This is a genomic window from Dyadobacter flavalbus (assembly GCF_006149045.1).
In the GTDB taxonomy this organism is placed as follows: domain Bacteria; phylum Bacteroidota; class Bacteroidia; order Cytophagales; family Spirosomataceae; genus Dyadobacter; species Dyadobacter flavalbus.
This window is the reverse complement of sequence record NZ_VBSN01000027.1, coordinates 438,590-451,262: the sequence shown is the minus strand read 5'-3', so window position 1 is coordinate 451,262 and position 12,673 is coordinate 438,590. Positions and strand designations below refer to the sequence as shown.

Annotated in this window: 12 protein-coding genes and 1 pseudogene; 7 read left to right on the top strand and 6 right to left on the bottom strand. The window is 42.0% G+C overall.

All coding sequences use genetic code 11. The features are described 5' to 3' along the window. Positions 1-184: 184 nt before the first annotated feature. The 4 genes from FEM33_RS07190 to FEM33_RS07175 form a co-directional block, all read right to left on the bottom strand. Positions 185-1,432 carry a type II toxin-antitoxin system HipA family toxin gene (locus tag FEM33_RS07190; RefSeq protein WP_139011392.1) on the bottom strand — a complete coding sequence of 416 codons (1,248 nt, stop codon included), beginning with the start codon at positions 1,430-1,432 and terminating at the stop codon, positions 185-187. Position 1,433: 1 nt separating this feature from the next. Further along, positions 1,434-1,724: a helix-turn-helix domain-containing protein gene (locus FEM33_RS07185; RefSeq protein ID WP_139011391.1), complete on the bottom strand. Its 291-nt coding sequence runs from the start codon at positions 1,722-1,724 to the stop codon at positions 1,434-1,436. Between the two features lie 123 nt (positions 1,725-1,847). Beyond that, on the bottom strand, positions 1,848-2,237 hold the full coding sequence (locus FEM33_RS07180; protein ID WP_139011390.1) for a tetratricopeptide repeat protein: 390 nt from the start codon (positions 2,235-2,237) through the stop codon (positions 1,848-1,850). Positions 2,238-2,487: 250 nt separating this feature from the next. Further along, entirely contained in the window at positions 2,488-2,871 is a 384-nt protein-coding gene (locus tag FEM33_RS07175) for an Imm50 family immunity protein (protein WP_139011389.1), read from the bottom strand. A gap of 297 nt (positions 2,872-3,168) precedes the next feature. Here FEM33_RS07175 and FEM33_RS07170 point away from each other — a divergent pair, with 297 nt between their 5' ends. Next, positions 3,169-3,984, top strand: coding sequence for a S1 family serine peptidase (locus FEM33_RS07170; RefSeq protein ID WP_139011388.1), 816 nt, complete (start codon positions 3,169-3,171; stop codon positions 3,982-3,984). A gap of 785 nt (positions 3,985-4,769) precedes the next feature. Here the strand turns inward: FEM33_RS07170 and FEM33_RS07165 are convergent. Then, on the bottom strand, positions 4,770-5,807 hold the full coding sequence (locus FEM33_RS07165) for a hypothetical protein (protein ID WP_139011387.1): 1,038 nt from the start codon (positions 5,805-5,807) through the stop codon (positions 4,770-4,772). A gap of 83 nt (positions 5,808-5,890) precedes the next feature. Between FEM33_RS07165 and FEM33_RS26980 the strand changes: the two genes are divergently transcribed. The 5 genes and pseudogenes from FEM33_RS26980 (at position 5,891) to FEM33_RS26675 (ending at position 10,867) form a co-directional block, all read left to right on the top strand. Further along, positions 5,891-6,010, top strand: coding sequence for a transposase (locus tag FEM33_RS26980; protein WP_139011386.1), 120 nt, complete (start codon positions 5,891-5,893; stop codon positions 6,008-6,010). A gap of 117 nt (positions 6,011-6,127) precedes the next feature. Further along, positions 6,128-6,553: a hypothetical protein gene (locus tag FEM33_RS07155; RefSeq protein ID WP_139011385.1), complete on the top strand. Its 426-nt coding sequence runs from the start codon at positions 6,128-6,130 to the stop codon at positions 6,551-6,553. 1,174 nt (positions 6,554-7,727) lie between these two features. Then, on the top strand, positions 7,728-8,264 hold the full coding sequence (locus FEM33_RS07150; protein WP_139011384.1) for a putative antibiotic biosynthesis monooxygenase: 537 nt from the start codon (positions 7,728-7,730) through the stop codon (positions 8,262-8,264). A gap of 951 nt (positions 8,265-9,215) precedes the next feature. Further along, complete coding sequence (locus FEM33_RS26680; RefSeq protein ID WP_229214126.1) at positions 9,216-9,500, top strand: hypothetical protein; 285 nt, start codon at positions 9,216-9,218, stop codon at positions 9,498-9,500. Further along, positions 9,497-10,867 (top strand): annotated as a pseudogene (locus FEM33_RS26675) (nucleotidyl transferase AbiEii/AbiGii toxin family protein). Before FEM33_RS26680 ends, FEM33_RS26675 begins: the two are co-directional and overlap by 4 nt. A gap of 266 nt (positions 10,868-11,133) precedes the next feature. Here the strand turns inward: FEM33_RS26675 and FEM33_RS07125 are convergent. Further along, positions 11,134-11,517: a hypothetical protein gene (locus FEM33_RS07125; RefSeq protein WP_139011382.1), complete on the bottom strand. Its 384-nt coding sequence runs from the start codon at positions 11,515-11,517 to the stop codon at positions 11,134-11,136. A 342-nt stretch (positions 11,518-11,859) separates the two neighbouring features. On the opposite strand from FEM33_RS07125, the gene FEM33_RS07120 reads away from it, so the two are divergent. Further along, entirely contained in the window at positions 11,860-12,585 is a 726-nt protein-coding gene (locus FEM33_RS07120) for an NUDIX hydrolase (protein ID WP_139011381.1), read from the top strand. The last annotated feature ends 88 nt before the right edge of the window (positions 12,586-12,673 follow it).

The window sequence follows — 12,673 nt, the reverse complement described above, 5'->3', positions numbered from 1 at the left end:
TCCATTCAAAACCACCGTCGCAATCTAGCTTGCGGCAGCAAAACTCCCGCCAGTGTTGAGAGAAGTACATCCCGACATTGAACCTTACCGTCAAAGAAACTATGTGCCTTGAATTTCTAGGCATACCGTAGGTTCAACCTAACAAACAGCAATTAAGCCGCTATCAATTTGCGTCAAACGACATTTAAAGCCGAAACGCCGCAGCCATCAATGTCTGCTCGCCACGACTTATTCCAATTTCACTTGCCAACTTCTGCCAATCGGCTACTGCTGATTTCACCTGATCTATAATACCATCCATATCCTTTTCGGCCAAGCGAAAGTAGACTCCAACCTGCTTAGCCAGATCTAAATCAAGTTGGTTGCTGTCCATATCGATATTCAGCGCAAGTCCATCCTTATCAATCGAGGGATTGATATCAAAAGCTGGCGAAAGCCTCCACCCGGTGGATTCGAGCAAAAAACCATGATTCTGCAGATGGTCGTCCGTATTGGATATGAGTATATTGAATACCATTCGTCGCCATAGCTGGGCTAGGTCTTCGACCACGCTGGCTCCTGAAAACTGTATAAATTCAACTATATCGAGATAGGAAGGGATGTCGTCGCGAATCAGTTCCTCATTCTTACCTGTCATGGTCATGGCGGAGGCAAAATGGATTCGCGAGCTCTTTTCCCGGTCGAATCGCTTGGTAAAGAAAGTATGATACTTACCCGCCACATGCTCCAATTTGCTTTCAGCCATCTCGACTCCTGCGTTTATCGCCAATCGATAAGCCAGGTATTCCCATGCCGCCCGATCGATTGTATCGTTTTTTGAAGGGAATTTAGCGATCCAGGGCTGCCCCTTCTCGTCAAGGATGTTGGCTTTCGGTCTCGCCCCACCCAAAGAGGAGCCCGGCGCCATCAACATCGCCAGCCATTTCCTCACTTCAGCAGTGTCTTCATTGGATTCTATGAGCTCTGCTCCATGCTGAAGTTCGCGGATTGTCGCCCATGGCGGCGTAGGCGAGACAGGATCATTGTCCAAAAATGGGCCGTCCTGATTAAGTTTAAACCGTAATGCACCCATTCGGCTTTCGTCATGAACTCCTAATAGAAAATCTATATCATACAGGGTAGATGCCTGCTTTCCATTTTGCTTTGCCAGGATGGACGCTCGTCTCTTCATAAGCGTGCGCCCCCAGTTATCCGGCATAGAGTCTAGAAACACGCCAAAATTCTCTTTTTGGTTAGGATACTGCGCTCCGCCAAACCAGGCGATGTCTGGGTCGAGCAGGAACTGTTCGTGAGAAGCGATCCACCCTCCATTATATGTGAAGCTGAATGATTTTCTGCCCTTCGCCTGTTGCGCGGAGAGCGTCCCGATCAGCTTTGGCCCCGCCATGCTGATCCAATCTGCATAAATATAAATGTCCGTCCGGTCTGCCATACTAAGACTTGCCAATCAGTTTCAAATCCTGTAATTTCCTTCCCAACTCATCGTCAGCCGCCAATTTGAGAAAATCGTCTTGCAAACCCAGGACACGCAGAACATTGAAATATGCCCCTATTGATACACTCGGGTTACCTTTCTCAATGTGATACAGTGTGGTACGATCAATACCCGCCCGCTCAGATACCTGAATGGTCGTGAGTTTCCGCCGCTTGCGGGCTAGTTTGATGTTTTCACCCAGCTGTTCTAGGACTTTTAAGAATCTAGGTAGAAGGACTTGCTTTTTCATTGTCTTAATGTTGACTATTATCAACAAAAATAGCAATAATGTTGTCAATTGACAATATTGCTCGTCAATTCAAAAGGTCTATCTCTGAAGAAATGTTGAATGAGATTCTCCGCTCTAATAATTTCAATTTTCCTTTTGAACCGCAGCAATAAAATTTAGTGCTGCCTTTGCAAGGTCGCTGTCAGGGTATTCTGCGAGCATTCGCTTAAAGTAGGATATCGCTTTCTCTCCTTCGCCGATTTGACTGTAACAGAAGGCAATATTGTTCAATGCCATTTCTCTGAACGAAATTTTAGAGGAGCTTAGAAGGGTCAAATACCGGTACTTATCAATCCAAAGATAGCTATCCAAAAAGTCATAGCTAGATTGAAACCTGGGAATTGCATTCCTAAAATCAACGGCTTTGATAAATTTAACAGCTTGATTATGATCCTCCAATGCAAGGAATCGGAGCAAATTGGATATTACGAGATAAGTACCTGCCCCAAAGATCACAAACTGATGAGTTCTCATTACATAATAAACTGCTGTTAGAAAGGCCATGAAACCTAGCTGAGGAAGCAACGAAATCTAGGCGATCTGCTTTGCAACAGGAAGACTCATAAATTTGAGATTAATATTGGCAGGTGTAACTTATCAGGAATTTCCGACAATCCGGCCAATCAAAATTCCGCTTAACGAAAATATAACCGAAAGCTGAATGTGCCACTTGCCAACATTGCTGTTGACACTACCAAAAATCAAGGGTATTCGGAACTTGCCTTTAAGCATTTTGGTATGCACTTACTGATTGAAGATATATCCAGCTCGAACGTATTACAAGCACTTGCGCATCCGAACTACTGGCAAGAGTCATTATTTTGCTACCACTATCTTCAAGTATGCTTACTCGGTTTACCGTAGACACTGGTGAGTCCAAATCGAACTTCTCGATTCTGGCCCTTATCAGATCAAATGTCAGTTGGACAGTAGTTATTTCGTTTGCCTGCCACTTCTTAGGCAACTCCCTGGGCAGCGTGGTGATATCAATTTTTATCGTGATAATCGTATCTTCACCAGGTAAAATTTTGATTTCATGCAATGTAACATCGTCAAGCGGCGGGATCTTATCGCGGTAAATCGCTTGTAATGCTTCGCTTTTTTTCAATTAGTGACAGCCACATGTTCGCCGATTTTAATGAGCTCTCGGTAATGTACATCACTTCGTATTACATTTCCAAAAACATGGTAAATTACCTTCTCAGAATCTGCATGAGCTCCTGCCGAAGTACAGCATTGACACAATGCTTGTTGTTCAAGAGCAACGCTACGAGGATTTCAACCCAAGCTGTTTAAGAAGGAAGTATTGGGAATTCATTATGGATGATATAAAGGAGGCGGATTATCGCAGTTCGTAAATACAAATGATCTCTAATTCATAACAAGCTCAACCTGTGCCAAGCAAATGACAGATTCAGACGCCAACAAAGTATTCAATGAATATCATAGAAAACTATTTGAAATCTCCGAGAGCCATATCAACCGACATACCATTGCACTAATGTCTGCCCGCAATGGGATAATCAGGCCATTAGGATCAGGAGTATTTTTCCATGACCAAGGATTGTACTTTATCTTCACTGCTGCTCACGTCGTGAAGGACTATCCCGAACTACTGGTTCAAGGACCGGCAGGAGTGATCTATCTCAGCGTCCCGGATGCCTATATTTATTACCATCCGGACAATAAGCTAGACGTTGCCTTCATATTGCTATCTAACAACTTAGGAGCATTCTTAAGCTTACAATATAATCCAGTAGGTAAAGACGGCTTTTTACTAAACCATCAACCAGTAAGAGTTAACAGATATGCCTTAGTTGGATTTCCGGGAGCAAGAGTCAGGCACAAAGGGAACAGACTAAAACTAGCCTGCAATACTTACTTGCTACAATCCTCTCCTGATCGAGTTTACAACTACTATGACCGGCCAAAATCGGATTATTATCTCCTTAACATGCATGGCAAGACATTAAACAATCATGGAAATCCCTACAAGGCAAAATCTCCGCGGGGAATGAGTGGCTGTGGGCTATGGCTGATCTCATATGAAATAATTGAAGAACAAATGAAGTTATCTTATCTCTTAATTGGAATATTCACCGAGAAGATAAATGGTAAATACCTGACCTTATCTGCTACAAATATTTCACACGTATTCAAAGGTATCGAAGAGTGTTCAAGACGTGCATTTCAGGTGAGATTTGGTCAAGCAAACAGCTAGAAACACATTCTAATTTTGACCCATAGTTATTGGCAGGATCTTCGAAATATTTTGTAAATTTACTTCCAGCAAAACCGAAGTTACCATCGCCAAAATCCACAGGCATTTTCCAAACTTTGAACACCAAAAACCACCCAATAACTCACCTCAAAACCAGCGAAAATCACACGTCAAACAACTCAATTTTCGTTAAAAGAATTATACATAACAAATATACTGTTGTACTATATGTATAAAAAATAGTGAGTCTTTCGTGTAGTTCATCTCAATTAAAGGAGACAAAACCTTGAATACGAGCCGATTAAATGCAAAGTTCGAGACCCGTCTCCCTCCCACGCGGTGGCCGCCTTGAAATAAGGCCAAAACCCAAAAAAATGCCTGTAAATCAATGATTTGCGGGCATTTTGTTTTTCAGAAAGTATTAGAAAATGCAAAAAATCTCATGTTTTCCAGCGTCATTCGTGTAGTTCGACGTTTTACGAAAAAAGACATTGGAAAATGCTTCTAAGCAGACGATGATTTATGCTAAGATTTTGGATGTGAAGATTATGAGGACATGAAGGGGTTAAGGGAGCGGTTGAAGGGTGGATAAGCTTCTCTAACCCAAGTATGCATGGTGCACATCCTGTCTAATCTACATCGGAATGGATTTATGAAAAATTACGCACATGGCAAGTATTGCTAGGCGCTATCTCAACAAATAGACAAGTAGTCCATCATTATTTAATGTCACAAGGTTTTTAGAAATACACTGGTATAATCCTACTACTCCATTAAGATAGTAGTTATTGTTTTTTAACAAATATTGAACTGGCAAAAGCTCCATTACCATTATTTGGCAATATAGTCGGTACTCCATTTTTCCAATACATAGGGCTCTTCACTGCGTTATCAAAACCTTCACCTGCTACATATACGTCATTGTTAAACACAAAAATACTGGAAACCCGAGTGGCCCCGGGAAGGCTCTGAGATATTCCATTTTTCCAAAGTTTTGCGACTCTGGTATTGTCGTAATACTGTAGGTTCCCAATACAATACACGTCTTTGCCTGAAACGGCTATATCAACTGCTTCTGAACTGTATTCTGAGCCATCTGTAAGATAGTTTCCTGCCCCATTTTTCCAATATCTGGCCCTAGACCCGTCATTAGATCCTTCACTACCAACAATATAAATATTTTTTCCGGATACAGCAACTGAGTTAGCGAAGGAAGTGTTGAGAGGATCACCTAAACTTACAACTATTCCGTTTTTCCAATAAACAGCGGTTTCATTCTGAAAGTTAAGTGAACCTGCTACATAGACGTCTTTCCCAGCCACAAAAATTCCTCGCGCACGCGAGCCTCTAACATTAGCTTCATCGAGCGGTATTGCGACGCCATTTTTCCAGTAGGCCGCTTGCATTTTGAGTTGCATAGTATTAAGCCCATCACCAGAGATATACACATTTCCATCAGAAACTACAACATCATATAACAGCTTAGCAGGTATACCACCATCGACATTTGATACAGCACCATTATTCCAATATTGTCCAGTAAATGGAGAAAAAACGATATTGGAAGTCGCGGAAGCGTCCCCCACAACGTGTATGTCGTTTTCTGATACAAAAATTGCTCTGGCATTCGCGAAAGAATTAGTAGTAGCCAGATTTACCATTTCACCATTTTTCCAATATTGGCCATAGCTACTATAGGTGTTTGATAAGGTTACATAGACATCTGCCGGTACAAGAGGATCTATATCCGATTTTGACTTCTTTCTGCAAGACAGACAGAATAGACAAAGAAAAAAAATGGCAAAAATATATACTTTTTTCACAGGTATGATTACACAAAGATCTATTACGTCCAAAGATACGTGCATCAGCACAATTAGCAAAGTAACTATACGCCTACCAGGTCGTGGCGATCCTTAAACAATATGAAGGTAGCCGAGAAGCAATGGACGTTTGCCGTGAATACGACATCTTCAAGTCTACCTTGTTTAACTGGCGAAAAAAACCTAGATTTCATCCGCACTAAGCACTGGCTGACTTAGCACCGCAACATTTACCAAGAAACTAGAAATAAATAAATTTAAACGTCCACTATCCTCATTAGGGTAAGGCTTCAATCCCTGTAAACTATAATCTTTTCTAAATGAAAAACATAGTTCTACTGTTTCTTTTATTTTGCACATTAACTTCTTGCAGAAAAAACCCTGAGCCAGATTTGGCAGAAAAATTCGTAGGTGAATATTATGGCTCCAAAAAAGACAGTACCGGAAATACAACCGAAACGTGGAAAATAACTAAGCAAGATCTAAATCATGTAAATATTGTTTTCTTCTTTACGAATACTTACCCGGATGGAAGCGTTACACGATCTAAGTACGATATTTACATTTCTAACATAACCGTTTCTGACAATAATGTTCTGGATTTCAACAACCTATTTGTTACAGATCAGTTGGAGTACAGCATCATTGGCAAAGCAAAACTTATAAATAACACTCTTGATTATGATATCACCATCAAGAGTGAATACAATACTTCAAAAATGAATAACAAGATTTACAGACGGTAATTTTCTAAGAACCGCGTTTCTTAGAAGTTATTTGTTGGTGAACTTCCTTTTTCACCTTAGGAATCATTTTGAGCCACCAACTATTATGTTTATCCGTAATAAAGGTGAAGTTGTCAACCTGGCCGTTATAAAATTACGCCGTTCCATATGTGCATTTGTTTTATTATGTCATTGCAAACACATTGTGGATTAACCATTTGCAGAATGGAACTAATGGCCGGTAACAACTGGATACTAATCCTCTCCTTTATAGTTCCATGCGGATTTTCGTGATTTTCTCAAATTTCTAAACCAGCAACCACACCGGAAAATATTGGCTTATTTCCCAAGTCAGGGTTTGTGCCGCTCGAACCCCACAAACCACTGGTTCGGGATAATTCAAACTTTAAACCGGGAAATTTTCAATTTTCCCAAGCATCAGGCAAAAGTTCAATCGATCGACTGGAAGTGGGTGTAAGTGCAGAAACGGTCGACTGTAAACTGTCCAGGAGGTTATTAAATTCAGGGTCAGCGGCAAAGGACTAATCGACAGCAATTGGTTCGATGGCCATCTCCCCAATAAGGTCTCATTAAAGAACATTCGCGGCACACAGAGGAGTTGGATTGTAACGCCAGGAAACAAAGGATCACTGTTTGATTGTTGGTTTTAGAGATGTAAAAACAAAAGCAGATTTCATCGAACTGTTCGGAAAACTCAAATCCACACGTTAGAAGAAGCCATCAAACAATTGTTGCCCCCCAATTATGAATGTACTGACGTATTTAAGACTAGCTTTAAAGTTAGCTAGTCTTGGACATCTAGCAATTTGCGCCTCGGGGAAATATCTTTCCGACCAAACTCAACTTTTTCAACCAAACTCGACTTCTTTCAAACAGCCTATCAACAACCACAGAAGACTTTGATCCTAAGGCAAATTTACACAGGATAGGTAAATCTCATTTCAATAGACTAGATTCACAATTCGGATCAGCACCTAGTTTCAGTCACTAACTCATGCTCTACTGTCACCGGTAAGGATGACGGTTACGTGCCAGGTCAAATCAGAAGCTCTAAGCGGAGGAAGAGAAAGCAGTTTTCTCAAAGTCTTTGAATGTCCACACCGTTATGGATGCCGGAAACAACGGGTATTTTATAAATTTACGCTTATCACTCGCAAATCGTATTAACGCTCCTATGGCTATTCACGTCGCTATTACCCGCAAAGTCCTTCCAGGAAAAGAAGAGGAGTTCAAAGATGCACTTCGGCGTTTTCTTGGCGATTCATTTTTGCATGGCGGTGTGCACGGCGCCGCAATGATGACTGCTTTGCCTGGCAGCGAAAGCCCGGAAATTGGCATATTAAGGACTTTTGCCGATCAGGCCGAGCGGGATGCATTTTACAATTCGAAGCTTTTCAAAGATTGGGAAGCCTATGCATCGACGTTGACAGAAGAACCGGTCTACCGGGAGCTTACTGGCCTGGAAGCCTGGTTCCGTTCACCTGTTCCTCCACCGCGATGGAAGATGGCGGTGGCTACGCTTTGTGGTGTATATCCTGCCAGTTTGTTTCTGACTTATGTACTTGGCCCGCACATTCAGGGACTCCATCCTGCATTCAGGACTTTGATTGTGGCTGGGTGCATGGTAGGGCTGCTGACATGGGTTGTGATGCCCCAGGTTACAAAGGTGCTGAAACCTTGGCTTTCTGAACGTTCGTCGGATGATAAATGAGATTGCCAGTATCGCTTTTGCACCTCAGCTCAACGATAGATACAAAGCAAAAATTGACGACTTCAAATCCAAAGGGGGCCGCCTAGGCGCTATTTACCGCGGCTAGGCGCCCTCCGGCTCTCGCCGCTCCTTAAACTGCCGCATGAATTTGCAGTCAAGGGGTAAACCCCGTCACTTTCAGCTTTGAGTAATAAAGGCGATTGCGCTGAGTTGAAAATGAGTAAAAGCGATATGCACATAGGGTTTACCGCTAAATAAGTTTCCCAAGTAAGACCAATGGACGAAAAACTTCTGGTTGTATTTCACAACTACTTCCTCCATTTAACATGAAAAAAGTTCTTTACGGTCTCCTCCTTATCTTTACTTTTAGTGCCTTTGCCTCTTGTGGTGAGGTTATTCCGTGTGGTACACACAACGGTCAACAGTTAAATAAGGGACCAAGGGGCGGGTGCTACTACATCAATTCCAACGGAAATAAAACCTACGTCGATCGAAGTGAATGTCAATGCTAATTAATGGAAAAGAAATTCCCTTCATTTAATGTGCTTTTCTTGCAAGATAATCGGAGTATTCCCGATTATCTTGTTAAATTAACACATGGATCTATCCCAAAGCATAAGAAACCTTTCCAACCAGCCATTAACGCATCAGTTACTCACCTCGCTGTTGAAGGACTACAAACGCCCAAACGATAAAATCCATGAGCTGATCTCTGCAGGAATTATCGAACCAGTCAAGAAAGGCTTATACTTACCATCTACAAAACTTTCAGAAACACGTACAGAGCCATTTCTTCTCGCAAACCACATGCTGGGCCCTAGCTATGTGTCTTTCGATAGTGCACTATCGTACTACGGATTGATCCCCGAGCGAGTGTTTTAAGTTTCCTCCGCTACGACAAAGGCTTCGCGGCGATTTGATACGCCTACCGGCGCATTCAGTTTTACACGAATGCCGCTACCTTATTACAGCTTCGGGATACGGCAGGTGGCGATGGGGAAAGATCAGAATGCACTTATTGCGTCCCCAGAGAAAGCTTTATTTGACAAAATAATCAATACAGCGGGCTTGAAGCTGCGCAGTAAAATTGCAGCCAGTGACTATCTGGTTGAAAACTTGCGAATAGATGAAGATCAGTTGCAGCAGCTCGATATAAGAACAATGGAAGCCTGGCTAACGGATTCTCCTAAACGCGAGAGCTTGGCGCAAATCGTTAAATTCATTGAGGACCTATGATCAAAGATTGGCTTGCGAGCTATAATCCCGTCAACAAGGATGATGCAACTCAGGCTTTGCGTGAAATTATGCAGGAAGTTGCCTTGGCTGGACTATATCGCAAAGGCTTCTTTGAAAGGGCTGCATTTTATGGCGAAACAGCACTCCGCATTTTTTACGGCCTTGACAGATTTTCTGAGGATCTTGACTTCTCACTGCTCGAAGTTGACCCTGATTTTTCGATCAACACTTACATACCTGCTATCATCAATGAATTTGAGGCGCTGGGAATGCATGTATCGATCAAGGAAAAACAGAAAGCGGTTAAGACGAACATTGATTCCGCATTTTTAAAGTCGGAGACGATCTGGCGGGAACTGGTTCTAGAAGGCGTAGTGCCGCAGCAAGGGCTTGGGCAAACAGCCAGCATAAAGATCAAACTGGAAGTCGATACCATGCCGCCCACGGGATTTGATACCGAAGAAAAGCTTTTACTCTAACCATTCTCTTTTTATGTGAAGTGTTTCAGCATTTCTGACCTCTTCGCCGGAAAGATGCATGCGCTGCTTTTCAGGAAATGGAAAGACAATGTGAAAGGACGCGACTGGTATGATATGGAATGGTATATCCGAAAAGGTGTTCCATTGAATCTTAAGCACTTCGCGCTACGTGCAAAAGATAGCGGAGATTGGGAGCAAGAAAATATCAGTGAAGCTGAGTTTCGGGACTTGCTGAATGAGAGAATAGATGCGGTTAACTTCCACCGAATCAAGGATGATATTCGGAGATTTATACCAAATGCCAGTGTTTTGGATATTTGGAGTCCGCAGTATTTTCATGATCTTGTGTCAAAACTGAAAGTCGATTTTAAACGAGCTTTTATAATGCAGTTGATGAAATACGTGATAATCTGTATTCTTATAGTTACAATAGGTGCTTGTCGTCAAGAAAGCGAAAAGCCTAAATCTGACACGTCAATCCAGCTTGACAGCTCAGTAACACACTTCGTCGAAAGTTTCATTGCAGAGACTCATTGTGAGGATGCCTTAAACTCAATTACAATTGACAAGATTTTGCCAGATAGCACGATTATTACGGTTCAGACCAAATCAGCTTACAGACGATATTTCACAGAAAACCCGAGAAGAAGAACTATCAAGATAAAAGAAGTCCCATTCTTCTATTATGATGGCACGGAAGAGTTTCTGGTAAATATTCCTTATGATACCATGGAAGTGAAGTTCGCAAATACTCACGATGGCGAAGCAGCCTGGACCTACGTAAAGAGCGGCGAAAGAGTTACTATTTATAAAGATGGTGGCGGCCCATTTTTGTATCCAACTTTTTACATACCTAAACCGAAGGTTGAATTTCTACCTCCGAAATAAGCAAGTTCGAAACGCGCAATAAAATCGCAGTTATCACCGCCAAAAACCACAGGCATTTCCCAAACTCTGAACAGATGAATTTTTGAAGCAGTTCATGAGCCGTGACGCGCTTAATGACTTTCCTGGCAGGTTGCAGAAACTTGGCCTTGAAAAGATGCTGGAAGGAGAACCAGATCAGCTTCGGACTATCGTCAAGAAACCCTATTCCCTTAATCCTTCCTCCCTTAATCCTTTCTCCCTCAACTCTCCCTCCCTTCATCCCAAAACTACTCCTTAATTCGTACTGCGCTGGCATCAAACATTCCGCTCATAACGGATCCTTTCAGATGTGTGTCGTCTACTTTTGCAAGATCCAGGCTTACGTCGGTTCCTTGTGCAGTAAAATAAAGGGTTATTTTATTCCCTTCTTCTACAATGCTCGTAATCGGAAGTACCTCCGGATTCTGGCCTGTCGGATCTTTCAGTTCGCCTGTGAGTTTACCGTCTTTTCTGACAAGATCAGTAACCAGCTTGGAATCACCGTTTGGTGTGCCAACAACTAAAACTTCCCATTTTCCTGCAAAGAAATCATTTGTAGCAGCTGTTTGGGAATAGCCTTTGAAGACAACTGCCGTCAGCAATAAGATGAAAAGAATGCTTGCTTTTTTCATTGTTATGGTTGGTTAAATTGAAATGCTTTTCAGGGTTACTTGCACTTAAAAATAAATTGCAGGCCATAAACCGGAATATGCTATTCTGATTATAACTGATTCATGCTTTTGTTTCAAGCAGCTTATCCGTTGATGACCGGATAAAGTTATCATTAATTATTTTATTGTCTATAATTTAGACAATAATTATTTTTATATTATTCATTTGCATTGTACCAACATAGGAATAGTAATACAGCCGGTGGGATTAATGGTTAAAATTTTGGCTTCCGGTACAGTTTTATCTTTACTGCCGAGAAGAAAGAGAAATCTTTAATTACATTCATTTTTTAAATTTGCCCTATGCATCATCCCAGTGAACAGAACTACATTCAGCAGCTTTCCATAGATTGCGTCATATTCGGTTATCATGAAAAGCAATTGAAAGTACTGGTTCCCAAACTTGATTTCAACGGAGATTTCTGGGCGGTACCGGGCGGTTTTGTTTATCAGAGTGAAGACATGGACGCGGCTGCAAACAGAATTCTTCAGGAGCGGACCGGGATCTCGGAAATTTATCTGGAACAGTTTTACGTTTTCGGGAAAGCCGCCAGGAACAGTCTGGAATTTATAGATAAACTGATTTCGCTTAATCCTGAAAGGCTGACCGGCAACGGCCTCAACCGGAAAGAATACGACTGGTTTACCCGGAGATTTGTTTCGGTCGGATACTATGCGCTTGTGGACATCAACAAAGTGACGCCTCAGAAAACGGATCTTGATGAGTCGATCCACTGGTATAACATAAAGGAACTTCCGGCCATGATCATGGATCACAATGCGATTGTTGCAAAAGCGCTGGATACGCTGCGGCTCAGCCTGGACGAAAAACTGATTGCTTTTAACCTGCTTCCGGAAACTTTCACCATGAAGGAAGTTCAGGAACTTTACGAAACGGTTTTTGACAAGCCCTTTGCCCGGAACAATTTTCAGAAAAAAATTCTGGACCTGAACGTGCTGGAACGGCTGGATAAGAAATTTACAGGCGCGGCAAATAAAGCCCCGTTCCTGTACCGCATTAAGAAGTAATCTATTTAAACGTCCTGAAAGGGTTCTGCAACAAAAAGGGAGTAATTGAAAGAGTTTTCTACCCTCCAATTACTCCCTTTTAGTGTAT

Excerpts from the sequence above, each read along its gene's own strand:
- FEM33_RS07190 (WP_139011392.1), bottom strand. The coding sequence starts at position 1,432 with ATGGCAGACCGGACGGACATTTATATTTATGCAGATTGGATCAGCATG.
- FEM33_RS07185 (WP_139011391.1), bottom strand. The coding sequence starts at position 1,724 with ATGAAAAAGCAAGTCCTTCTACCTAGATTCTTAAAAGTCCTAGAACAG.
- FEM33_RS07180 (WP_139011390.1), bottom strand. The coding sequence starts at position 2,237 with ATGAGAACTCATCAGTTTGTGATCTTTGGGGCAGGTACTTATCTCGTA.
- FEM33_RS07170 (WP_139011388.1), top strand. The coding sequence starts at position 3,169 with ATGACAGATTCAGACGCCAACAAAGTATTCAATGAATATCATAGAAAA.
- FEM33_RS07155 (WP_139011385.1), top strand. The coding sequence starts at position 6,128 with ATGAAAAACATAGTTCTACTGTTTCTTTTATTTTGCACATTAACTTCT.
- FEM33_RS07150 (WP_139011384.1), top strand. The coding sequence starts at position 7,728 with ATGGCTATTCACGTCGCTATTACCCGCAAAGTCCTTCCAGGAAAAGAA.
- FEM33_RS26680 (WP_229214126.1), top strand. The coding sequence starts at position 9,216 with ATGCCGCTACCTTATTACAGCTTCGGGATACGGCAGGTGGCGATGGGG.
- FEM33_RS07125 (WP_139011382.1), bottom strand. The coding sequence starts at position 11,517 with ATGAAAAAAGCAAGCATTCTTTTCATCTTATTGCTGACGGCAGTTGTC.
- FEM33_RS07120 (WP_139011381.1), top strand. The coding sequence starts at position 11,860 with ATGCATCATCCCAGTGAACAGAACTACATTCAGCAGCTTTCCATAGAT.